The sequence below is a fragment of the Klebsiella sp. P1927 genome (assembly GCF_018204675.1).
GTDB classification, from domain to species: Bacteria; Pseudomonadota; Gammaproteobacteria; order Enterobacterales; family Enterobacteriaceae; genus Klebsiella; species Klebsiella pneumoniae.
In genome coordinates, this window is record NZ_CP073377.1 from 849,377 (window position 1) to 866,242 (window position 16,866).

Consider the following 16,866-nt stretch of genomic DNA (forward strand, 5'->3'; position numbering starts at 1 on the left):
GCGAGTCCCCCGCCGGGATAGATCGGCGGAGGAGGGGGGAGGCTGTGCGGAACTACAGGCGCATGGCCACGGCGAGGCGGTTAAAGGCGTTCATCAGACTGACGGCGAAGGTCAGATCGCTTATCTGACGCGGGGTAAAATGTTCGCGCAGCGGCTGGTAAACCTCATCTTCCGCATGGCTGGCGGCAATGTCGGTGACCGACTCGGCCCAAGCCAGCGCCGCGCGTTCGGCCGGAGTAAAGTGGGCGCTTACCCGCCAGCCCGCAAGGGCATCCAGTTTGCTTTGCGCCATGCCGCCTTTGCGCAGCGCCTGGCTATGTTTCTCAAGACAGAAGGCGCAGCCGTTGATCTGCGAGACGCGTAAATAAACCAGCTCTACCAGGGCGTTGCCCAGCTCGCTTTTCTCCAGCGCGATGCTGGCCTGTACCAGCCCTTTATAGACTTCCGGGCTCAGTTCACTGAATGGCTGACGTAATTGGTTCATGGTGTTCTCCTCTCTAAGACGGCAGCCAAAATAGCACTATAATGGACTGCAAAAGATAGCCATATTCTGATGAAAAAAGCAGACCATAATGGAAGCAATTAACCTCCCGCTTTATCAGCGTATCGCCCGCCAGTTGAAATCGGCGATTGAACGTGGCGAACTGACCCCGGGCAGCCGTTTGCCCGCCAGCCGGGTGTACGCTCAGGAGCAGGGCGTCTCCCGGGCGACCATCGAAAACGCCTGGGGAGAGCTGGTCGCCCAGGGATGGCTCGAGCGGCGTGGGCAGGCGGGGACCTTTGTCAGCGAGCGGCTCAGCCCGCGCCAGCTGGCGCCGGTACCGCCAGTGCAACCGGCCGCGCCGACGGAGCCGCTGCCGTTTCAGATGGGGCTGCCGGCGCTGGATCTCTTTCCGCGCGGGCAGTGGGCGCGGGTGATGGGGCGTCGGCTGCGGACGCAGTCGCGGTTCGATCTTGCACCCGGCGATCCCGGCGGCGATCCGCTTCTGCGCCAGGCTATCGTCGATTATCTACGCCTGTCGCGTAGTATCGACTGTCAGCCGGATCAGGTGTTGATCACCGGCAGCTATGCCGCCTCCATGAACCTTATCCTGCGTACCCTGGCGCAGCCGGGACAGCATATGTGGATGGAAGATCCGGGGTATCCCTTTATCCGGCCGGTCGTCGAGGCTGGGCAGCTGGCGGTGGATGCGATTCCCGTGGACGACGAAGGGATGGACGTCGGCTGGGGCCAGCGTCATCACCCGCAGGCGCGATTTGCCCTGCTCACACCAGCCCATCAGAGTCCGCTGGGGGTCGCGCTGTCGCTTCCCCGACGCCGCCAGCTGCTGGCGTGGGCCGCGGAGCGCGACGCGTGGATCATTGAGGACGATTACGATAGCGAGTTTCGCTATCACGGCAAACCGCTGCCGCCGCTGAAAAGCCTTGATGCGCCGCAGAGGGTCATCTACGCGGGCACCTTCAGTAAGTCGATGTTCCCGGCGCTGCGCACCGCCTGGCTGGTGGTGCCGACCCCGCTGGTGGCGCGTTTTCACCAGACCGCGGAGCGCCAATCCTGCACCGTTCCCACCCTGTGGCAGCAGACGCTGGCGGATTTTATCCAGCAGGGACATTTTTGGCGTCATTTGAAGAAAATGCGCGCCAGCTATAGCCAGCGTAGACAGTGGCTGGAGTCGGCTCTGCAGGCGCAGGGCTTTCAGGTCACACCGCAGCTGGGGGGAATACAACTGGTTATGTCGGTCAGCGGCGACGATCGGCTGCTCGCGCGGCGGGCGGTTGTGGCCGGGCTGGCGGTGCAGGCGCTGAGCGACTGGCGGATTCGCCACGCGGGCGAGGGGGGATTATTGATGAGTTTTACCAATATACGTTCGCCGGCGATGGCTGACGGACTTGCCCGACGGCTGAGAGAGGCGATTGCGATTTGATGGCGCTTAAGTCGGGGAAGCAGAAAAACCCCTGCGGCCAGAGGCGCGCAGGGGCTGACGCGTATTTGTTATCTTCATTGCCTTCCGTAAAGCTCGCGGGCTACCGCGCGCCAATCGCGCGGCGGCAGCCGACGCTTAAGCTATTATCGACGTAAATTGAGCAATACGCCAATAAATACCCCGACGGCGGCGGCGGCGCCCACACTGTGCCACGGTTTATTGCGCACGTAGGTATCGGCACAGCCCAGCGCATCGCACGCTGCCTGGCGCGCATCCAGCGCCGCCTGCTGCACCCGGTTGTGGCCATTAAGGCGGGCACGAGTCTCTTTTAACAGCGACTGCGCTTTGACACGCGCCGCTTCCGCTTCCTCTTTGGCGTCACTGCCCCATGATTTCAGCACCTCTTCCAGCGTATCCGCTAATTGGCTGACATCGTTATGAATATCTTCGGCGTTCTCGTCAAAATTGTTGCGGTTCACATGGTTAGCCATCGTTATCTCCCTTAATTCCATCGAGTGAGTAAGTGTAGGACAAGATTTTGAATTATGCTTACTGTTGTGGTTTCTGGAATTTTCCGAAAGCACTGTCCTTAATGAATAAGGTAAGGTCAATGTGCGGTAAAAGATAACGAGGAATCAGTATGTATTTAAGACCCGATGAGGTGGCGCGTGTTCTTGAAAAAGCCGGCTTCACCATGGATGTTGTGACGCAAAAAGCGTACGGCTATCGCCGCGGCGATAATTATGTTTATGTGAACCGCGAAGCGCGCATGGGGCGAACAGCGTTAGTTATTCATCCGGCGTTAAAAGAGCGCAGCAATATGCTGGCCGAACCGGCTTCAGATATCAAAACCTGTGATCATTATGAACAGTTTCCGCTGTATTTAGCCGGGGATGCGCAACAACATTATGGTATTCCGCATGGATTTAGCTCACGCATGGCGCTTGAGCGTTTTCTGAATGGGCTATTTGGCGAAGCCCAGCCGGCAATGTCGACGAATTAATACGGCGATAGGCATTTAAGGATCCAGGCGAGGCGGGCTGGCGGGAAGAGGCGACTGGCAGAGCCAGTCGCTGCTAACGCGTTGGTCAGGCCTTCGCCTGCTGATAGGGCGCTACGCGGAACAGGCGGCGGCAATAGTCGAGGAAGTAGCCGTAGGCGGCGCCCATCATCATCGATACCGCCAGGTTCGAGCTCACCGCGGCGACAATCTGGTGCCAGTCAGCACCCACGCTCCACAGAATAGCGACATACACCGGCGACTGAAAGGTGACGTAGGCCAGCACGTCGGCCATATTTTTCATCCACCTGGCTGGGCTGATGCGCCGGGCCTGACGCATGGCGAAATCGCGATAAATCCCATAGGGTACGGCAATAATAATGTTGACCGGGATCGCCACCAGACGCGACGATAACGACTGCTCAAACGTCATACCAGAGAGAAAAATTTCGATCATCATGTTGACGACGGTGCAGTAAACCACCATCGCAAAGGTGTCTGCAACCGCATGCCGCAAGCGGGAGTGCGCAGAGAACATCGGAGTGCTCCTCGAAAATGAAGTCATTAACGCCGAAAAATGCGCGTTGGTATAGCGTTTTTGGGCTGCCTGTTTTGATGTGCGTAGAGTATATCTCTGCATTAAAAGTGGCAACTAGCTATAAATTTTTATTTATCGCCTTTTTGTCGATAAAATACTCTGCGCTGGTTTGTTTTTTGTTCGTTACGCTACTTTTATTCCTGTTTTTGCAAATATCAATATTTATCAATGTGTTACTCTTGATTGCGAAATCGAGACTGGCCGAGGGAACGGCGCCTGATAGCCAACCATGGCGCAACATCACGCGAGTGTGTGATTCCGCTCTCTTTTAGGATTTTTTATGCCGTAAGTCGCTTTTTTATGGTGAAAAATTCTGAATTGCGAATTGTTGTTTTATTCCCATTTTCTGATTAACTATTCACTGTGGCCAAAGGTATGTATCAGTGCGGCCACGTATGAACAGCAGGTAACCCGCTGACCATAAAGCTAATATTCCTGGCGAGAACGGTGGTTTTTCCCGTCATTCTGCCTTTTTTATTTATTCACTCTCTTTTTTGCCTGTGCTTATGAAAAAGGCTCAGGTATTTGCCAATATAGTTCCAGGGGATAACCGCTAATATCCACCTTATATATTTATCTGGACAACCGAAGGCTGGAAATAAATAAACGTTTCTATTACACTTGCCGCGTTGTATCTTTTAATTTGCTATTTGGAATTTTTTAATTTTATGTCTTCAATGTTACACAAACTGAATAATATCCGTTCACTGCGTGCCCTGTCCCGTGAATTCTCCATTGACGTGCTTGAAGAGATGCTGGAAAAGCTCAGGATCGTCACTGAAGAAAAACGTACGCAACAGCAGCAGGCAGCTCAGCAGCAGGCTGAATATCAGGAGAAAGTGAATACCTGGCTTGAACTGATGCGCGCCGACGGTATTTCTCCTGACGAGCTGGTGGCCGATATTCAGCCGCCAAAGGCGGGAGGCAAAAAGCGTCAACCGCGCCCGGCGAAATATCGTTATACCGATCATACTGGCGCAGAGAAAACCTGGACCGGACAGGGAAGAATGCCGAAGCCGATTGCCGAGGCTGTCGCCCAGGGTAAATCGCTGGATAGCTTTTTAATTTAACGCCTTCGGGCCAGCGCCAGGCCGGTGGTGAGAGACCCACCGGCCTGGCCTTATGACTTTAAGCGAGGGGCTTTAGCAGACGCCGAAGTCTCCCTCTTCCTGATACGGCGTGACCTCGTCCGACTTCAGCGAATAGCGCTCTCCCTGCTCCTGTGCGGCCTGAACCACCACCAGTTGCTCCCCTTGCACTTCCACCACTTTCAGTTTTGGTCCGCCCGCTCGGGGTTGTACCAGATCGCCGACAGCAAACATAATTCACTCCTCACTGTTAACACCATGGATAAACCTAAACCATAGCTCAACGCCCGCTCACTGAACACCGGGCGTGCTGTTTTTTGTTAAAACAATTTGGAGTTATATGTATTAACATTGTTAATGTTTTGCTGGCGCCATACCGCTGCTGAGAAAGGGGGACGGCGAGGGTAGGGTTACCACCAATCAGGTCAGGAAAGACACCATGAAGTATATCATTCTGTTGATCATTGTTATTGCTGTACTGTATGTCCATTACCGCGGACGGGTGCGCTATCGTTTCTGGCGGCAGCTCTCCGACCATTCCACATTTACCGCGCCGCTGAATGGATTTATGTATTTATTTTCCCGCGTGCCGAATACGCCTTATCTGCGGCCGGAGATGTTTCCCGAGCTGGCGATATTGCAGCAAAACTGGCAGGTTATTCGCGACGAAGGTCTCCACCTTCAGCAGCTGGAGCAGATTAAAGCGGCCGATAAATATAACGATGCCGGGTTTAACTCATTTTTCAAAACCGGCTGGAAACGCTTTTATCTGAAATGGTATGAGGATGCCCATCCTTCCGCCAGCCAGCTCTGTCCGCAAACTACCGCGCTGCTGCGCGATATCCCGTCGGTGAAAGCGGCCATGTTTGCCACTCTGCCGGACGGTAGCCGTCTGCCGCGCCATCGCGACCCCTACGCCGGCTCGCTACGCTTTCATCTGGGCCTGGCAACGCCGAACGATGACCGCTGCTTTATTGAGGTGGATGGCCAGCGTTACAGCTGGCGCGATGGAGAAGGCGTGCTGTTTGATGAGACCTATATCCACTATGCGGAAAATACCAGTGGTGAGAATCGCCTGATTCTGTTCTGCGATATTGAACGGCCGATGCGCTACCGCTGGGCGCAGAAAGTTAACCACTGGCTGGGACGTCATCTGATGAGCGCCGCTTCGGCGCCCAACGATATCGGCGATCGCACCGGCGGGATTAACCGGGCGTTTCGCTATATTTACCAGATCCGTATTGTTGGTAAACGGTTGAAAAAATGGAATAAGACGGTCTATTACATCGTCAAATGGCTGCTCTTCGGCGGCATTGCCTGGCTTATCTGGAGCGCGTTTTAACCCCCTGGCGCCGGTTCCACGGCATGGTCGCCAGCAGACGCGCCATGCCGCAAAAGCCGGTTACGCCGGCGAAGGTGAGCCCGGCGCCGACCGCGCCGCTGAGCAGGAAAAAGCCGCCGTTAACGGTATAGCCCAGCAGCACCCCCAGTAAAATCAGGACGCCAGCGGCAATTTGCACCTGGCGCATCAGCGGCAGCGGCTGCGATGAATCTTCCACTACCGGCAACCCCGCGGCTTTCCACGCCTGAATTCCTCCTGCCAGCAGGCAGGTCTGCGCCGGCGCGGCGGCCGCGGCCAGACGAATCGCATTATTCTGCGTCCGGGAACCCGCCTGGCAGTGAAAGATGACCGTCTCTCCGGCCCGGGCATTGAGGGGCGCACCGCTGGTCAGAGTGGCGAGCGGCACCAGCTCGGCATCGGGGATATGTTCGCGCGCATATTCATCCGCATCGCGGATATCAATCAGTCTGGCGCCCTGGGCAATCTGCGCCTGGGCCTCGGCGGGAGTTAAGGTGGCGATGGTCATAGGATCCTCACGGGCAATAGAGCGTTTTCAGCGTATTGATCACCTGCTGTACCGCAGGGTGAGTAATGAAATAGTGGATACGCTGGGCGTCGCGCTCGCTGTCGATCAGCCCCTCGTCACGCATCCGCGCGAGGTGTTGCGAGGTGGCGGAGGGGCTCAGCCCTGTAGCCCGGGCGAGTTCGCCGGCGCTGGCCCTGGGCGCATCGCACAGCATGCACAGGATCAGCAATCGGTGAGGATTGCTCATCGCTTTCATCAGCGCGGCGGCTTCTCCGGCGCGGGCCTGCAGGTCTTCAGGTGTGGTCATTTATTTTAGCTTTGTCTAAATTTAGATAACTCTAAAATAAAAAGGCCGCCAGCGCCAGCACAATTTCTCCACGACTCAGGCCTGAACGGCGAGCCGGGCAATCTGCGCCCGGGCGCTGGCGATCCCGGCGTCGCGACCATGCGGGCGATTGTCCAGCCCTTCGGCATAGATAAATTCCACCTCCTGGATCCCCATCAGCCCCAGTACCGCGCGCAGATAGGGCGTGACGGCGTCGGTAGTTTCTCCCTGGTGAATACCGCCGCGGCTGCTGACGACCACCGCCCGGACGCCCTCCACCAGCCCCTGCGGCCAGCTCTCGGTGTAGCGAAAGGTTTCCCGCGCCCGCGCCACGAGGTCGAACCATTTTTTTAGATCGGTCGGGACGTTGAGGTTATACATCGGCGCGCCGATCACCAGCAGGTCGCTGGCCTTTAACTCGGCGATAAGCTGGTCGGAGAGGGCGACCGCCTCGCGGATAGCAGGCTGCGGATCCACTGCCCCGCGCAGGGCGGCGAACAGGGGGCGATCCAGCGTTGGCAGCGCCATGGCGCTGAGATCGTGTTCGGTGAGCCGATCGCCGTGTCCCGCCGCCTGGCGCGCCGCGAGAAATTCGTTAATCAACTGATTTGTCAGGGATGTTTCGCCATTAATGCTGGATTTTAAAACCAGAACGTTAGCCATGATGAGTGCCTCAAATGAAAGATAGAAGCAAAGACTAACACTGTCTTTTTTGTCTCAGGAGTGACATTATTTTTCCCTATTGTATCCCGTAAGGAACCAATCTGTGCGCGACGATCTGAATGCGATCCCGGTATTTGTCACCGTGGTCGAGAGCGGCAACTTTGCCAGCGCGGCGGCGATCCTCCATGTGACGCGTTCGGCGGTGGGAAAAACCATTGCCCGGCTGGAAGCGCGTCTCGGCGTGGCGTTATTCCAGCGTACCACCCGACGGCAACTGCTGACGGAAGAGGGGGAGCAATTCTATCTCCAGTGCCGGGAAGCGCTGGAGCGCATCCGCGAGGCCGAAGAGACGCTGCAGCGCGGCAAAGATGAGGTGCAGGGGCGGCTGCGGGTGTCGCTGCCGGTGCTGTTTGGCCAGCGCTGCGTGGCACCGCTGCTGTTCCGCCTCAGCCAGCGCTATCCGTTACTGAAGCTCGAGCTCCACTACAGCGACCGGCAGGTCAATCTGCTGGAGGAGGGGTTTGATCTTGCGGTGCGTATCGGGAGCCTGGCCGATACCGGGTCGCTGCGGGCCCGGGCGCTGGGAGAGCACGGCATGGTGCTGTGCGCGGCGGCGGAGTACCTGCGCCAGCAGCCAGCGCCGCAGACTATTGCCGGGTTGAACGAGCACCGTACCCTCGGCTATCTGCACAACGGCCAGCTGCAAAAATGGCAACTGTATGACCCGCAGCAGGGCGAAGTGCGCTTCAGTCCGCAGACGTGGCTGATACAGGATGATTTTGCCGCCATCGCGGCGGCAGTGCAGCAGGGGATGGGCATCGCCTGGCTGCCGGACTGGCTGGTGGCGCAGGCGCTTGCCGATGGGACATTGCAGCAGGTGTTGGCGCCCAGCGCTCAGGTGCGTTTCGCCATCCACGCGGTATGGCCGGAGGGGCCGTGGCTGCCGCAAAAAACGCGGGCGGCGATCGATGCCCTGCGGGAAGGGCTACCTCTTACCGCAACACCTGGTTAGCGCAGAGAGAAATAACCGCCATCTATGGCGGCGGAGGTTTTCCGACAGCGTGCAAGCTACCGGCGCGCTTTACGCCATAGCCTCAGCGACGAGGCCGTCCGGCACGGGCGGCACGGCGGTACAACGTGCTGCGGGCGATACCCAGTATCTGCGCCGCCCGGCTGACGTTGCCGTTGACCCTGGCCAGGGTATCGACAATCAACTGCTCATCATGGGCCTGCAATCCCCCGCGCGGCAACGGCGCAGGCGCGGCGCGATACGCCTCCGGCAGCGCGTCGGGCGTCAGCGTGTCGCCCTCATCGGCGAGAGCCAGCATTACCTTCAGGACGCTCTGCAGCTGGCGTACGTTTCCCGGCCACGGCAGCTGGCTGAGGTGAACCAGCAGCGCGTTTGAAAGCGTCACCCGGCGTGAAGCACCGCCCAGGTCGTGCCACAGGGTGGCGATAAAGGTTTCCAGCGCCGGCCACTCGCGCAGCGGAGGCAGCGCCAGGGCGTATTCCCGGAGGCGCCACAGCAGATCTTCACGGAATTCTCCGGCGCTGACCCGCTGGGTCAGGTTGCGGTGGGTGGCGCAGATCAAGGCGAAATTCACCGGCACGCTGCGGCTGGCGCCCAGCGGAGCGACCTCTTTCTCCTGCAGGACGCGCAGGAGGCGGGTCTGCAGCGCCAGCGGCATATCGCCGATCTCATCAAGAAACAGCACCCCGCCGTCAGCCTCGCGGATTTTACCGATATAGCCATTTTTGCTGGCGCCGGTAAACGCCCCCGGCTGGTAGCCGAAGAGCTCGGATTCGATCAGCGATTCCGGAATGGCGGCGCAGTTAATGGCGACAAATTTACCGCTGCGCCAGCGGCTGTGCCGGTGCAACGTGCGGCTGACATACTCTTTGCCGCTGCCGGTTTCTCCTTCAATGCACAGGGCGATGCCGGCGTTGAGCAGCCGCAGCAGCTTTTCGCCTTCGCGCGGACTGGTAAAGGGGAGATGCATGGCCGGCGGGGCGCTTACCGCCACCCGGCGGCGGGTGGGCTCCCGCAGGCGATAGTGGTAGCGGCCCTGCGGCGTGGTCAGCGGCAGCGGGACGCTGACCGCCGTTTGCGTCAGCGTCGGAAAAAGCGAGGCAAAGGTGAGCTGGCCAAACTGCGCCGCGCTCAGGCCGAACTCGCGCATCGCCAGCCGGTTGCCGGCGGTGAGGACGTTGTCGGAAAAGACCAGCAGCAGCTCCTCGACGCTGTCGAGTTTGTCCACCTGCCGGTGCAGGCTCATCAGCCACTGCTCAGGATGCAGACTCTGTTTCACCCACAGATATTCAATTTGCTTTGCCGCCGCTTTTACCCAGCCAAAGGTGTGCTGGTGGGGAAAATTCGCCGGGCCGGAGATATCCAGCACCCCGGCGATGCTTCCGTCCGGTCGCTGGAGCGGCATCGCCGCGCAGTACAGATTCTGGTTGCGGGTAAGAAAGTGCTGACGGCCATCGATCTCGCAGCCATCGTCAATCGCCAGCGCGGTGCCGATGGCGTTGGTCCCGCGCCCGCTTTCACTCCACAGATTGCCGGGAGCCAGCGCCACGCGCTGGGCCTTTTGCAGCGCCTGGGTATCGCCGAGAGTATGCAGCACCAGGCCGTCGGGGTCGGAAAGGATCACCACCGACTGCAGGTCTGCGACCTGGCGCGACAGGGCTTCCACCACCGGCTGCGCCAGCTGCTGCAGGCCTCGGTGGCTGGCGAGCCGGTCCGCCAGCTCGCCGGCACCGAGGCGGGGAAAATCCTCGGTGGCGGGATCCAGCCCGTAGCGCTGGCAGCGAGACCACGAATCGCTCAGCAGGGGATTCGCATTAACCTCTGGTGCGAGAAGAAAGGGATTGCCTGCCACAGGGCACCTCTGGGTCGATGTTGCTGTGTTGCAATATTGTAGCTATTTGGTTTATTTGGTGTTGCGATTTGCAACACATAAGTGGAAACCCGTGCGACAGTGGCTGACCATCTGCTCGGTTAGTGAAGGCAACGTATTAATAAATAAAAATATTTAAAGAAAATAAAAAACTGGCATAACCCCTGCAAAGTGAGAAGCGTTCGGCGGCAAACTTAAAAAATCAATATGCCGCTGCGTCTCAACCCTACAGAAGGAGATTTGCGATGCGTTATGCACATCCTGGCCAGCCCGGCGCCGTGGTTTCATTTAAATCGGCTTACGGCAACTTTATTGACGGTAGATTTGTCGAGCCGCTGAGCGGTGAATTCTTTATGAATACTTCGCCGGTCGACGGCTGCAACATTGCGCAGTTTCCCCGCTCGGATGCCAGAGACATTGACTTCGCCCTCGACGCTGCCCATCGCGCGGCGCCGGCGTGGGGTAAAACCTCAGTGCAACAGCGCTCCAGGCTGCTGCTGCAGGTCGCCGATCGTATTGAACAGCATCTGGAATATCTGGCGGTGGCGGAGAGCTGGGACAATGGGAAACCGATCCGCGAAACCCTGAATGCTGACCTGCCGCTGGCGGTGGATCATTTTCGCTACTTCGCCGGCTGCCTGCGCGCTCAGGAGGGAAGCACCGCCGAGATTGACGAAACCACGGTGGCCTATCATTTCCATGAACCGCTGGGGGTGGTCGGGCAGATTATCCCGTGGAACTTCCCGCTGCTGATGGCCGCGTGGAAGCTGGCCCCGGCCCTGGCGGCGGGGAACTGCGTGGTGCTCAAGCCGGCGGAACAGACGCCGCTAAGCATTACCCTGCTGCTGGAGCTGATCGGCGATCTGTTCCCGGCCGGGGTGCTTAACGTGGTGCAGGGTTTCGGCAAAGAGGCGGGCGAGGCGCTGGCCACCAGCAAGCGTATCGCCAAGCTGGCGTTTACCGGCTCCACGCCGGTCGGGCGGCATATTCTCGCCTGCGCGGCGGAAAATATTATCCCCTGCACCGTCGAGCTGGGGGGGAAATCGCCCAACATCTACTTCGCCGACGTGATGGACGGAGAAGAGGAATTTATTGAGAAGGCGGTGGAGGGGCTGGTGCTCGGCTTCTTCAACCAGGGTGAGGTCTGTACCTGCCCGTCGCGGGCGCTGATCCATGAATCCATCTATGAGCCCTTTATGGCACGGGTCATGGAGAAGGTGGCGCAGATCCGCCGCGGCGATCCGTTAGATACCGACACCATGATCGGCGCTCAGGCTTCCCGCCAGCAGTTCGACAAGATCCTCTCCTATATTCAGATTGCCCGGGAAGAGGGTGGGCAAATTCTGACCGGAGGCGAGCGGGCGGCTATCGCGCCGGCGCTGGATAATGGCTTTTATATTCAGCCCACGCTGATTAAAGGTCGCAACGATATGCGTTCCTTCCAGGAGGAGATCTTTGGGCCGGTGATCGGGGTGACCACCTTTAAGGACGAAGCGGAAGCGCTGGCTATCGCCAATGAGACCCAGTTTGGTCTCGGCGCCGGGGTGTGGACGCGGGATACCAACCTCGCCTATCGCATGGGTCGCGGCATTAAAGCCGGTCGCGTGTGGACCAACTGCTATCATGTCTACCCGGCGCATGCGGCGTTCGGCGGCTATAAACAGTCCGGCGTCGGGCGGGAAACGCACAAGATGGCGCTGGATGCCTATCAGCAAACCAAAAACCTGCTGGTGAGCTACGGCACCGCGCCGCTGGGCCTGTTCTGAAGTCCATCTCATTTCTGACCGATCCTCAGTCCGCAATCCATTCGGGTTGCGGATTTTTTTTAACTTCAAAATAACCATTCGAAGAGGGTGGTTATTTTGCCGGCGGCAGCGCCCATGTATTTATGTCACTTATGTATTGGCTTTCACTTGAAAATAAAAACACTTCCATAATAAGGGATTAGCGGGTGGAGGTGGCGCACCCTGGCGCCGTTTGTGTAGAAATTATGAATATTAATACCAGGAAAATTCCTAATTTTTGTGTACGCTCTGACGAGCGCACAATAAAACAAGACGAATTTTTGAACAATTGTCTTTAAATTTGTTAATTGAATTGATCTGTTGTTGTTTAAAGGTATTTGAATTTCTTTTGTATAGATATGTAAATTAACATTGAAAAGCCATTTCAAAAATTAAATATATGGCGAACATAGTTATTAACTTATAGTTAACATCTCCCCGGGTTGCCTTTTGATACTTCGGGTAATATATTTATTTCGCACATCAAAATAACTCTTTTTTCTTCTGTTTGTTATTCATGGCCATCTATTGGCGAAATAAGGCAGAGTAGAGGGGGATGTGCCTAATATCCTGCGGAAGGAACGCAACGTACATTTACAGGGAGGAGCTGACGAGCCGTTTCGCGATAGCTTTGGGGCTATTGTCGATGATGGAAAATATGTTCGTTAACGATGAGATAAATAATGAAAAAACAACCTCGCTTTATAACCATCCTCATAGGAACGCTGCTTTCTGGCGTAGCCTTGCAGGCTACCGCGGCCAACACTATCAATCCTGACTCGGGCACCAGTTCGGAAGGCGCCGGCGGGCAGGTCATCTTCAATGGGTCAATCACCGACAGCTCTTGCAACGTCGATAGTAGTTCTAATGGCCAGAAGGTTGATCTGGGCAAATGGGCCAGCAACTATTTTACCGGCACTGGTTTTGAAACCACCAAAACCCCCTTCCATATCAAAGTGAAAGATTGCCCGGCCAGCGTGACTACGGTCGCCGTGCTGTTTGACGGCGCGCGCGATCAGTCTGATAACTCCCTGCTGGCCATCAACGGCGGCGCCAGCGGCGTAGCGATTAAGCTGTATGAGCACGATCGGTCGACGGCTGTCAGCCTCGGTAAAACGTCAGCCAAACAGACGGTCACTCCGGGTACCAGCGGCGGCACCGGCTCTGCCGACCTCGAGTTTTACGCCGACTATATCTCCACCGCGGCGACCGTGACGGCAGGTAAAGCCGACGGTACAGCTAATTTCAATATGATTTATAATTGATCTAATTGCGCGTTATTCAGAGTCAGCCCACTGCGTCTTGATTAATTACAGATAGCTAATGTGTTAATTGTCATGAAGTCACGAAATATATTCGTGACGGTATAGTTGTTTTTGCTAATTATCCCGTCGAGTACTGGCTCTGTTATTCACTGCTTTATTTTGTTGTCTGTTCAACTTTTACCTGATGGTAAGTCATGATGAAGAAAATAATTGCCGTTGCGGCTTTTCTGCTGTGCACCACGGCAGCGCAGGCCGGTATTGTCATGGGTGGAACCCGTGTGATTTATCAGGAAGGGAAGCGTGAAGCCGCTATTTCAGTCACCAATGCCGATACCCATACGCCCTATCTGGTGCAGTCGTGGGTGGAAAATTACGCGGAAAACGATAAGGCCAGGGTGCCCTTCATTGTAACGCCGCCCTTGTTCCGTCTCGATCCGGAGCAAAATAACGTTCTGCGGATTAACTTTATTGGCGCCTCGCTGCCCCGCGACCGTGAATCGGTCTTCTGGCTGAACGTCAAAAGTATCGCCCCGACGCCTCAGGGCGAGGTGAATAAGCTGCAGGTGAATATTAAATCGAAATTCAAAATCTTCTATCGCCCCAACGACCTGGCGGGCGACCCGGCAAAGGCCTGGCAGCAGCTGAAGTTTAGCCAGTCCGGCGGTCGGCTGACGGTGATAAATCCCACTCCCTACTTCGTCTCTTTTTACGCCGTCGAAGTGGGCGGGCAAAGCATCGACGATCCCGGCATGGTGGCTCCCTTCGGCGAGAAAACGTGGCCGGTGAGCGGGCACGGCACCGTCAAATGGCGGGCGATTAATGACTACGGCGGCGTCAGCGATTTCGCCCAGCAGTAATTCCCCTTTTTGATGAGCTTACCGGACGGCGCCAGCATGAAAAGAATAACAACAGCCAGGGTGCGGGAGTATGCCTTGTTGCCCGTTACCGCCGGGCGGGCGGTGGCGCTGGCGACGGTGCCGACGATGATGTTTTGTCTCAGTCCGTTGAGCCGGGCGCTGGCCGACGACTATTTTGACCCGGCGGCGCTGGAGTTTGCTGACCCGCAGCAGCAAACCTCCGATCTGCACTACTTCGCCAAACCCGGCGGCCAGCAGCCGGGGACTTATCCTGTCACCGTGGTGGTTAATGACCAGGAGCTGGATCAGGCTGATATCACGTTTGTTGACGATGGCGGGCAGCTGCGCCCGGTGCTGACGCCCGGTCAGCTGGCGGAGTATGGCGTCAACGTCAGCGCGTTTCCCGCCTTTCAAGCGCTGCATGAAGGCGAAACCTTCACCCGGATCGAGAAGTTTATTCCCGACGCCAGCAGTCGGTTCAGCTTCGCTAACCAGCGCCTGACGCTGAGTATTCCCCAGGCGGCGATGAACGTGCAAAGCCGCGGCTATGTCGATCCGTCGCGCTGGGACGATGGCGTGCCGGCCGCGTTTGTCGATTACTATTTTTCCGGCGCGCAAATAAAGAACGCCGACGAAGGGGAGAGCAGCCGCTCAAACTATCTCAATTTACGCAGCGGCCTCAACCTGGGCGCCTGGCGACTGCGCAACATCTCCTCAATGCAGTATGACCAGCAGCGCCGGCACTGGGATACCCAGAGCACCTGGCTGCAGCGCGATGTCCGCTCGCTGAAGAGCTTGCTGCGGATCGGCGATACCTATACCACCGGCGATGTGTTTGACAGCATACAGTTTCGCGGCGTCCAGCTGATGTCTGACGATGAAATGCTCCCGGACAGCCAGCGCGGCTTTGCCCCCACCATTCGTGGCGTGGCGCACAGCAATGCCAAAGTGACCGTCTCTCAGCACGGGTATGTGATCTACGAGACCTTTGTGTCGCCGGGGGCGTTCGCCATCAGCGATCTCTACCCCACCTCGCAGAGCGGCGATCTGGAGGTGAAGGTGACCGAGAGCAATGGCGCGGTGCGTACCTTTACCCAGCCCTATTCCGCGGTGCCATATATGCTGCGCGAAGGGCGCGGCAAATTCAGTCTCAGCGTCGGCCGCTACCACTCCGGGGGGGAGTCGGTGCGCTCGCCGGAATTTCTGCAGGGCACTTTGTTCTACGGTTTGACGGCGGGATTCACCCTCTATGGTGGTACGCAGCTGGCCCGGGACTATCAGGCGTGGGCGCTGGGCCTGGGCCGCGGTTTTGGCGAGTTCGGATCGCTGGGAGGGGATGTCACCCAGGCCGTCACCCGTACGCCGTCGGGCAAGCGCTATACGGGCCATTCGCTGCGCGCTCAGTATCAGAAAAATTTTGTCAGCTCGGGCACTGCGTTCAGCCTCGCCAGCTATCGCTACTCGTCAAGCGGCTATTACGATTTTGCCGAAGCCAGCGCCCTTGAAAGCGCCCAGGGGCAAGTAGACAACCGGCGTCGCCGGGAAGAGCTGTCGGTGTCGCAAAGCCTTGGTGGCCTGGGCAGTCTGGCGGTTTCCGCCTGGTCGCAGGAGTACTGGCATCGGCAGAGTCGGGATGAGACGGTGCACCTTGGGTTCTACAGCGCCTGGAAAGGGATCTCCTGGGGCGTGGGCTATTACTACACCCGCGCCAGCGGCCAGCAAAAAAATGACCGCTCCTGGTCATTCAATATCAATATTCCGCTGGGTGGTCCGCTGTCCGACAGCGCGGTGAGCTACAACACCACCTCGGACAGCAATGGCTATACCTCGCAGCAGATGTCGCTGTATGGCGCGGTGCCGACGCGGCCAAATCTGTTCTACTCGGTTCAGCAAGGTTATGGCAACCAGGGACGAGGCAGCAACAGCAGCGCCTCCCTGGACTACCACGGCGGCTTCGGCAACGCCCAGATCGGCTATCGCCATGACGCCGCCAGCAACCAGTTGACCTGGGGAGGCGCCGGCTCGGTGGTCGCGCATCCGCACGGCGTCACCTTCGGCCAGACGGTGGGTGAGAGCTTCGCCATCGTCCGGGCGCCGGGGGCCGCCGGCGTGGCGGTGCAAAACGGCAACAATGTGCACACCGACTGGCGCGGCTATGCCGTGGTGCCCTCCCTGACCGCCTACCGGAAAAATGTCATTACCCTCGATACGGAGTCGATGGCCGACGACACCGACGTCGACCAGCAGGGGCAGACCGTGATCCCCGGCGGCGGCGCGGTGGTGATGGCCAACTACCAGACCCACATTGGCAACCGGGTGCTGTTTACCCTGCGCAATGCCCAGGGGCCGCTACCGTTTGGCGCCAGTGCGCGGCTGGTCGAGGAGGAGGAGAGCGGCAATCCGCCGGGCGGCATGGTGGCCGACGGCGGCCAGGTGTATCTCAGCGGTGTGCCGCAGGAGGGAACCCTGGCGGTGAGTTGGATCGTCAACAACCAGTCGCAGAGCTGCACGCTGCATTTTCATCTTCCGGATAACCCACAGCAGAGTCTGAATACGGTGAAAACCGTCTCCGGACTGTGCCAGACACGCTGAG

At 57.9% G+C, this 16,866-nt stretch carries 17 protein-coding genes; 9 read left to right on the forward strand and 8 right to left on the reverse strand.

The window, feature by feature from the left end; genetic code table 11:
- Window positions 1-52: 52 nt before the first annotated feature.
- A complete protein-coding gene (locus tag KB892_RS04380) occupies window positions 53-484 on the reverse strand; it encodes a carboxymuconolactone decarboxylase family protein (protein ID WP_004151037.1) in 432 nt (143 codons plus the stop codon).
- Between the two features lie 88 nt (window positions 485-572).
- Between KB892_RS04380 and KB892_RS04385 the strand changes: the two genes are divergently transcribed.
- Window positions 573-1,925 (forward strand): MocR-like pyridoxine biosynthesis transcription factor PdxR, encoded by a 1,353-nt coding sequence (locus KB892_RS04385; RefSeq protein ID WP_004149442.1) that lies wholly within the window; start codon window positions 573-575, stop codon window positions 1,923-1,925.
- 143 nt (window positions 1,926-2,068) lie between these two features.
- Here the strand turns inward: KB892_RS04385 and KB892_RS04390 are convergent, their stop codons facing one another.
- Window positions 2,069-2,416 (reverse strand): ElaB/YgaM/YqjD family protein, encoded by a 348-nt coding sequence (locus tag KB892_RS04390; protein ID WP_002914293.1) that lies wholly within the window; start codon window positions 2,414-2,416, stop codon window positions 2,069-2,071.
- A 149-nt stretch (window positions 2,417-2,565) separates the two neighbouring features.
- On the opposite strand from KB892_RS04390, the gene KB892_RS04395 reads away from it, so the two are divergent.
- Window positions 2,566-2,928: a DUF2002 family protein gene (locus KB892_RS04395; RefSeq protein ID WP_002914291.1), complete on the forward strand. Its 363-nt coding sequence runs from the start codon at window positions 2,566-2,568 to the stop codon at window positions 2,926-2,928.
- 85 nt (window positions 2,929-3,013) lie between these two features.
- Here the strand turns inward: KB892_RS04395 and alaE are convergent, their stop codons facing one another.
- Window positions 3,014-3,463, reverse strand: a complete 450-nt coding sequence (alaE, locus tag KB892_RS04400; RefSeq protein ID WP_002914289.1) for an L-alanine exporter AlaE — start codon at window positions 3,461-3,463, stop codon at window positions 3,014-3,016.
- A 728-nt stretch (window positions 3,464-4,191) separates the two neighbouring features.
- On the opposite strand from alaE, the gene stpA reads away from it, so the two are divergent.
- On the forward strand, window positions 4,192-4,593 hold the full coding sequence (gene stpA, locus KB892_RS04405; RefSeq protein ID WP_002914287.1) for a DNA-binding protein StpA: 402 nt from the start codon (window positions 4,192-4,194) through the stop codon (window positions 4,591-4,593).
- A 72-nt stretch (window positions 4,594-4,665) separates the two neighbouring features.
- On the opposite strand, the gene KB892_RS04410 is transcribed toward stpA, so the two are convergent.
- Window positions 4,666-4,845, reverse strand: coding sequence for a hypothetical protein (locus tag KB892_RS04410; RefSeq protein WP_002914284.1), 180 nt, complete (start codon window positions 4,843-4,845; stop codon window positions 4,666-4,668).
- 205 nt (window positions 4,846-5,050) lie between these two features.
- Here KB892_RS04410 and lpxO point away from each other — a divergent pair, with 205 nt between their 5' ends.
- Complete coding sequence (lpxO, locus tag KB892_RS04415) at window positions 5,051-5,953, forward strand: lipid A hydroxylase LpxO (RefSeq protein WP_002914281.1); 903 nt, start codon at window positions 5,051-5,053, stop codon at window positions 5,951-5,953.
- Here lpxO and KB892_RS04420 read toward each other — a convergent pair.
- The 3 genes from KB892_RS04420 to KB892_RS04430 form a co-directional block, all read right to left on the reverse strand.
- Window positions 5,934-6,479, reverse strand: a complete 546-nt coding sequence (locus KB892_RS04420) for a rhodanese family protein (RefSeq protein WP_002914279.1) — start codon at window positions 6,477-6,479, stop codon at window positions 5,934-5,936. The genes lpxO and KB892_RS04420 overlap by 20 nt on opposite strands.
- A gap of 7 nt (window positions 6,480-6,486) precedes the next feature.
- The gene (locus KB892_RS04425) at window positions 6,487-6,786 is read right to left on the reverse strand and encodes an ArsR/SmtB family transcription factor (protein WP_002914277.1); all 300 of its coding nucleotides are present in this window, start codon (window positions 6,784-6,786) and stop codon (window positions 6,487-6,489) included.
- A gap of 75 nt (window positions 6,787-6,861) precedes the next feature.
- Window positions 6,862-7,467, reverse strand: coding sequence for an FMN-dependent NADH-azoreductase (locus tag KB892_RS04430; protein ID WP_002914274.1), 606 nt, complete (start codon window positions 7,465-7,467; stop codon window positions 6,862-6,864).
- A 103-nt stretch (window positions 7,468-7,570) separates the two neighbouring features.
- Between KB892_RS04430 and KB892_RS04435 the strand changes: the two genes are divergently transcribed.
- Window positions 7,571-8,479: a LysR family transcriptional regulator gene (locus KB892_RS04435; RefSeq protein ID WP_004145715.1), complete on the forward strand. Its 909-nt coding sequence runs from the start codon at window positions 7,571-7,573 to the stop codon at window positions 8,477-8,479.
- A gap of 82 nt (window positions 8,480-8,561) precedes the next feature.
- On the opposite strand, the gene KB892_RS04440 is transcribed toward KB892_RS04435, so the two are convergent.
- Window positions 8,562-10,349: a sigma-54-dependent Fis family transcriptional regulator gene (locus tag KB892_RS04440; RefSeq protein WP_004151036.1), complete on the reverse strand. Its 1,788-nt coding sequence runs from the start codon at window positions 10,347-10,349 to the stop codon at window positions 8,562-8,564.
- 263 nt (window positions 10,350-10,612) lie between these two features.
- On the opposite strand from KB892_RS04440, the gene KB892_RS04445 reads away from it, so the two are divergent.
- The 4 genes from KB892_RS04445 to KB892_RS04460 all read left to right on the forward strand — a co-directional run bounded on the left by KB892_RS04445 (window position 10,613) and on the right by KB892_RS04460 (window position 16,865).
- A complete protein-coding gene (locus KB892_RS04445; RefSeq protein WP_004151035.1) occupies window positions 10,613-12,133 on the forward strand; it encodes an acetaldehyde dehydrogenase ExaC in 1,521 nt (506 codons plus the stop codon).
- A 701-nt stretch (window positions 12,134-12,834) separates the two neighbouring features.
- Window positions 12,835-13,416 (forward strand): fimbrial protein, encoded by a 582-nt coding sequence (locus KB892_RS04450; protein ID WP_002914266.1) that lies wholly within the window; start codon window positions 12,835-12,837, stop codon window positions 13,414-13,416.
- Window positions 13,417-13,610: 194 nt separating this feature from the next.
- Window positions 13,611-14,273, forward strand: a complete 663-nt coding sequence (locus tag KB892_RS04455) for a fimbrial biogenesis chaperone (protein ID WP_004185341.1) — start codon at window positions 13,611-13,613, stop codon at window positions 14,271-14,273.
- A 36-nt stretch (window positions 14,274-14,309) separates the two neighbouring features.
- The gene (locus KB892_RS04460; RefSeq protein WP_004197944.1) at window positions 14,310-16,865 is read left to right on the forward strand and encodes a fimbria/pilus outer membrane usher protein; all 2,556 of its coding nucleotides are present in this window, start codon (window positions 14,310-14,312) and stop codon (window positions 16,863-16,865) included.
- The last annotated feature ends 1 nt before the right edge of the window (window position 16,866 follow it).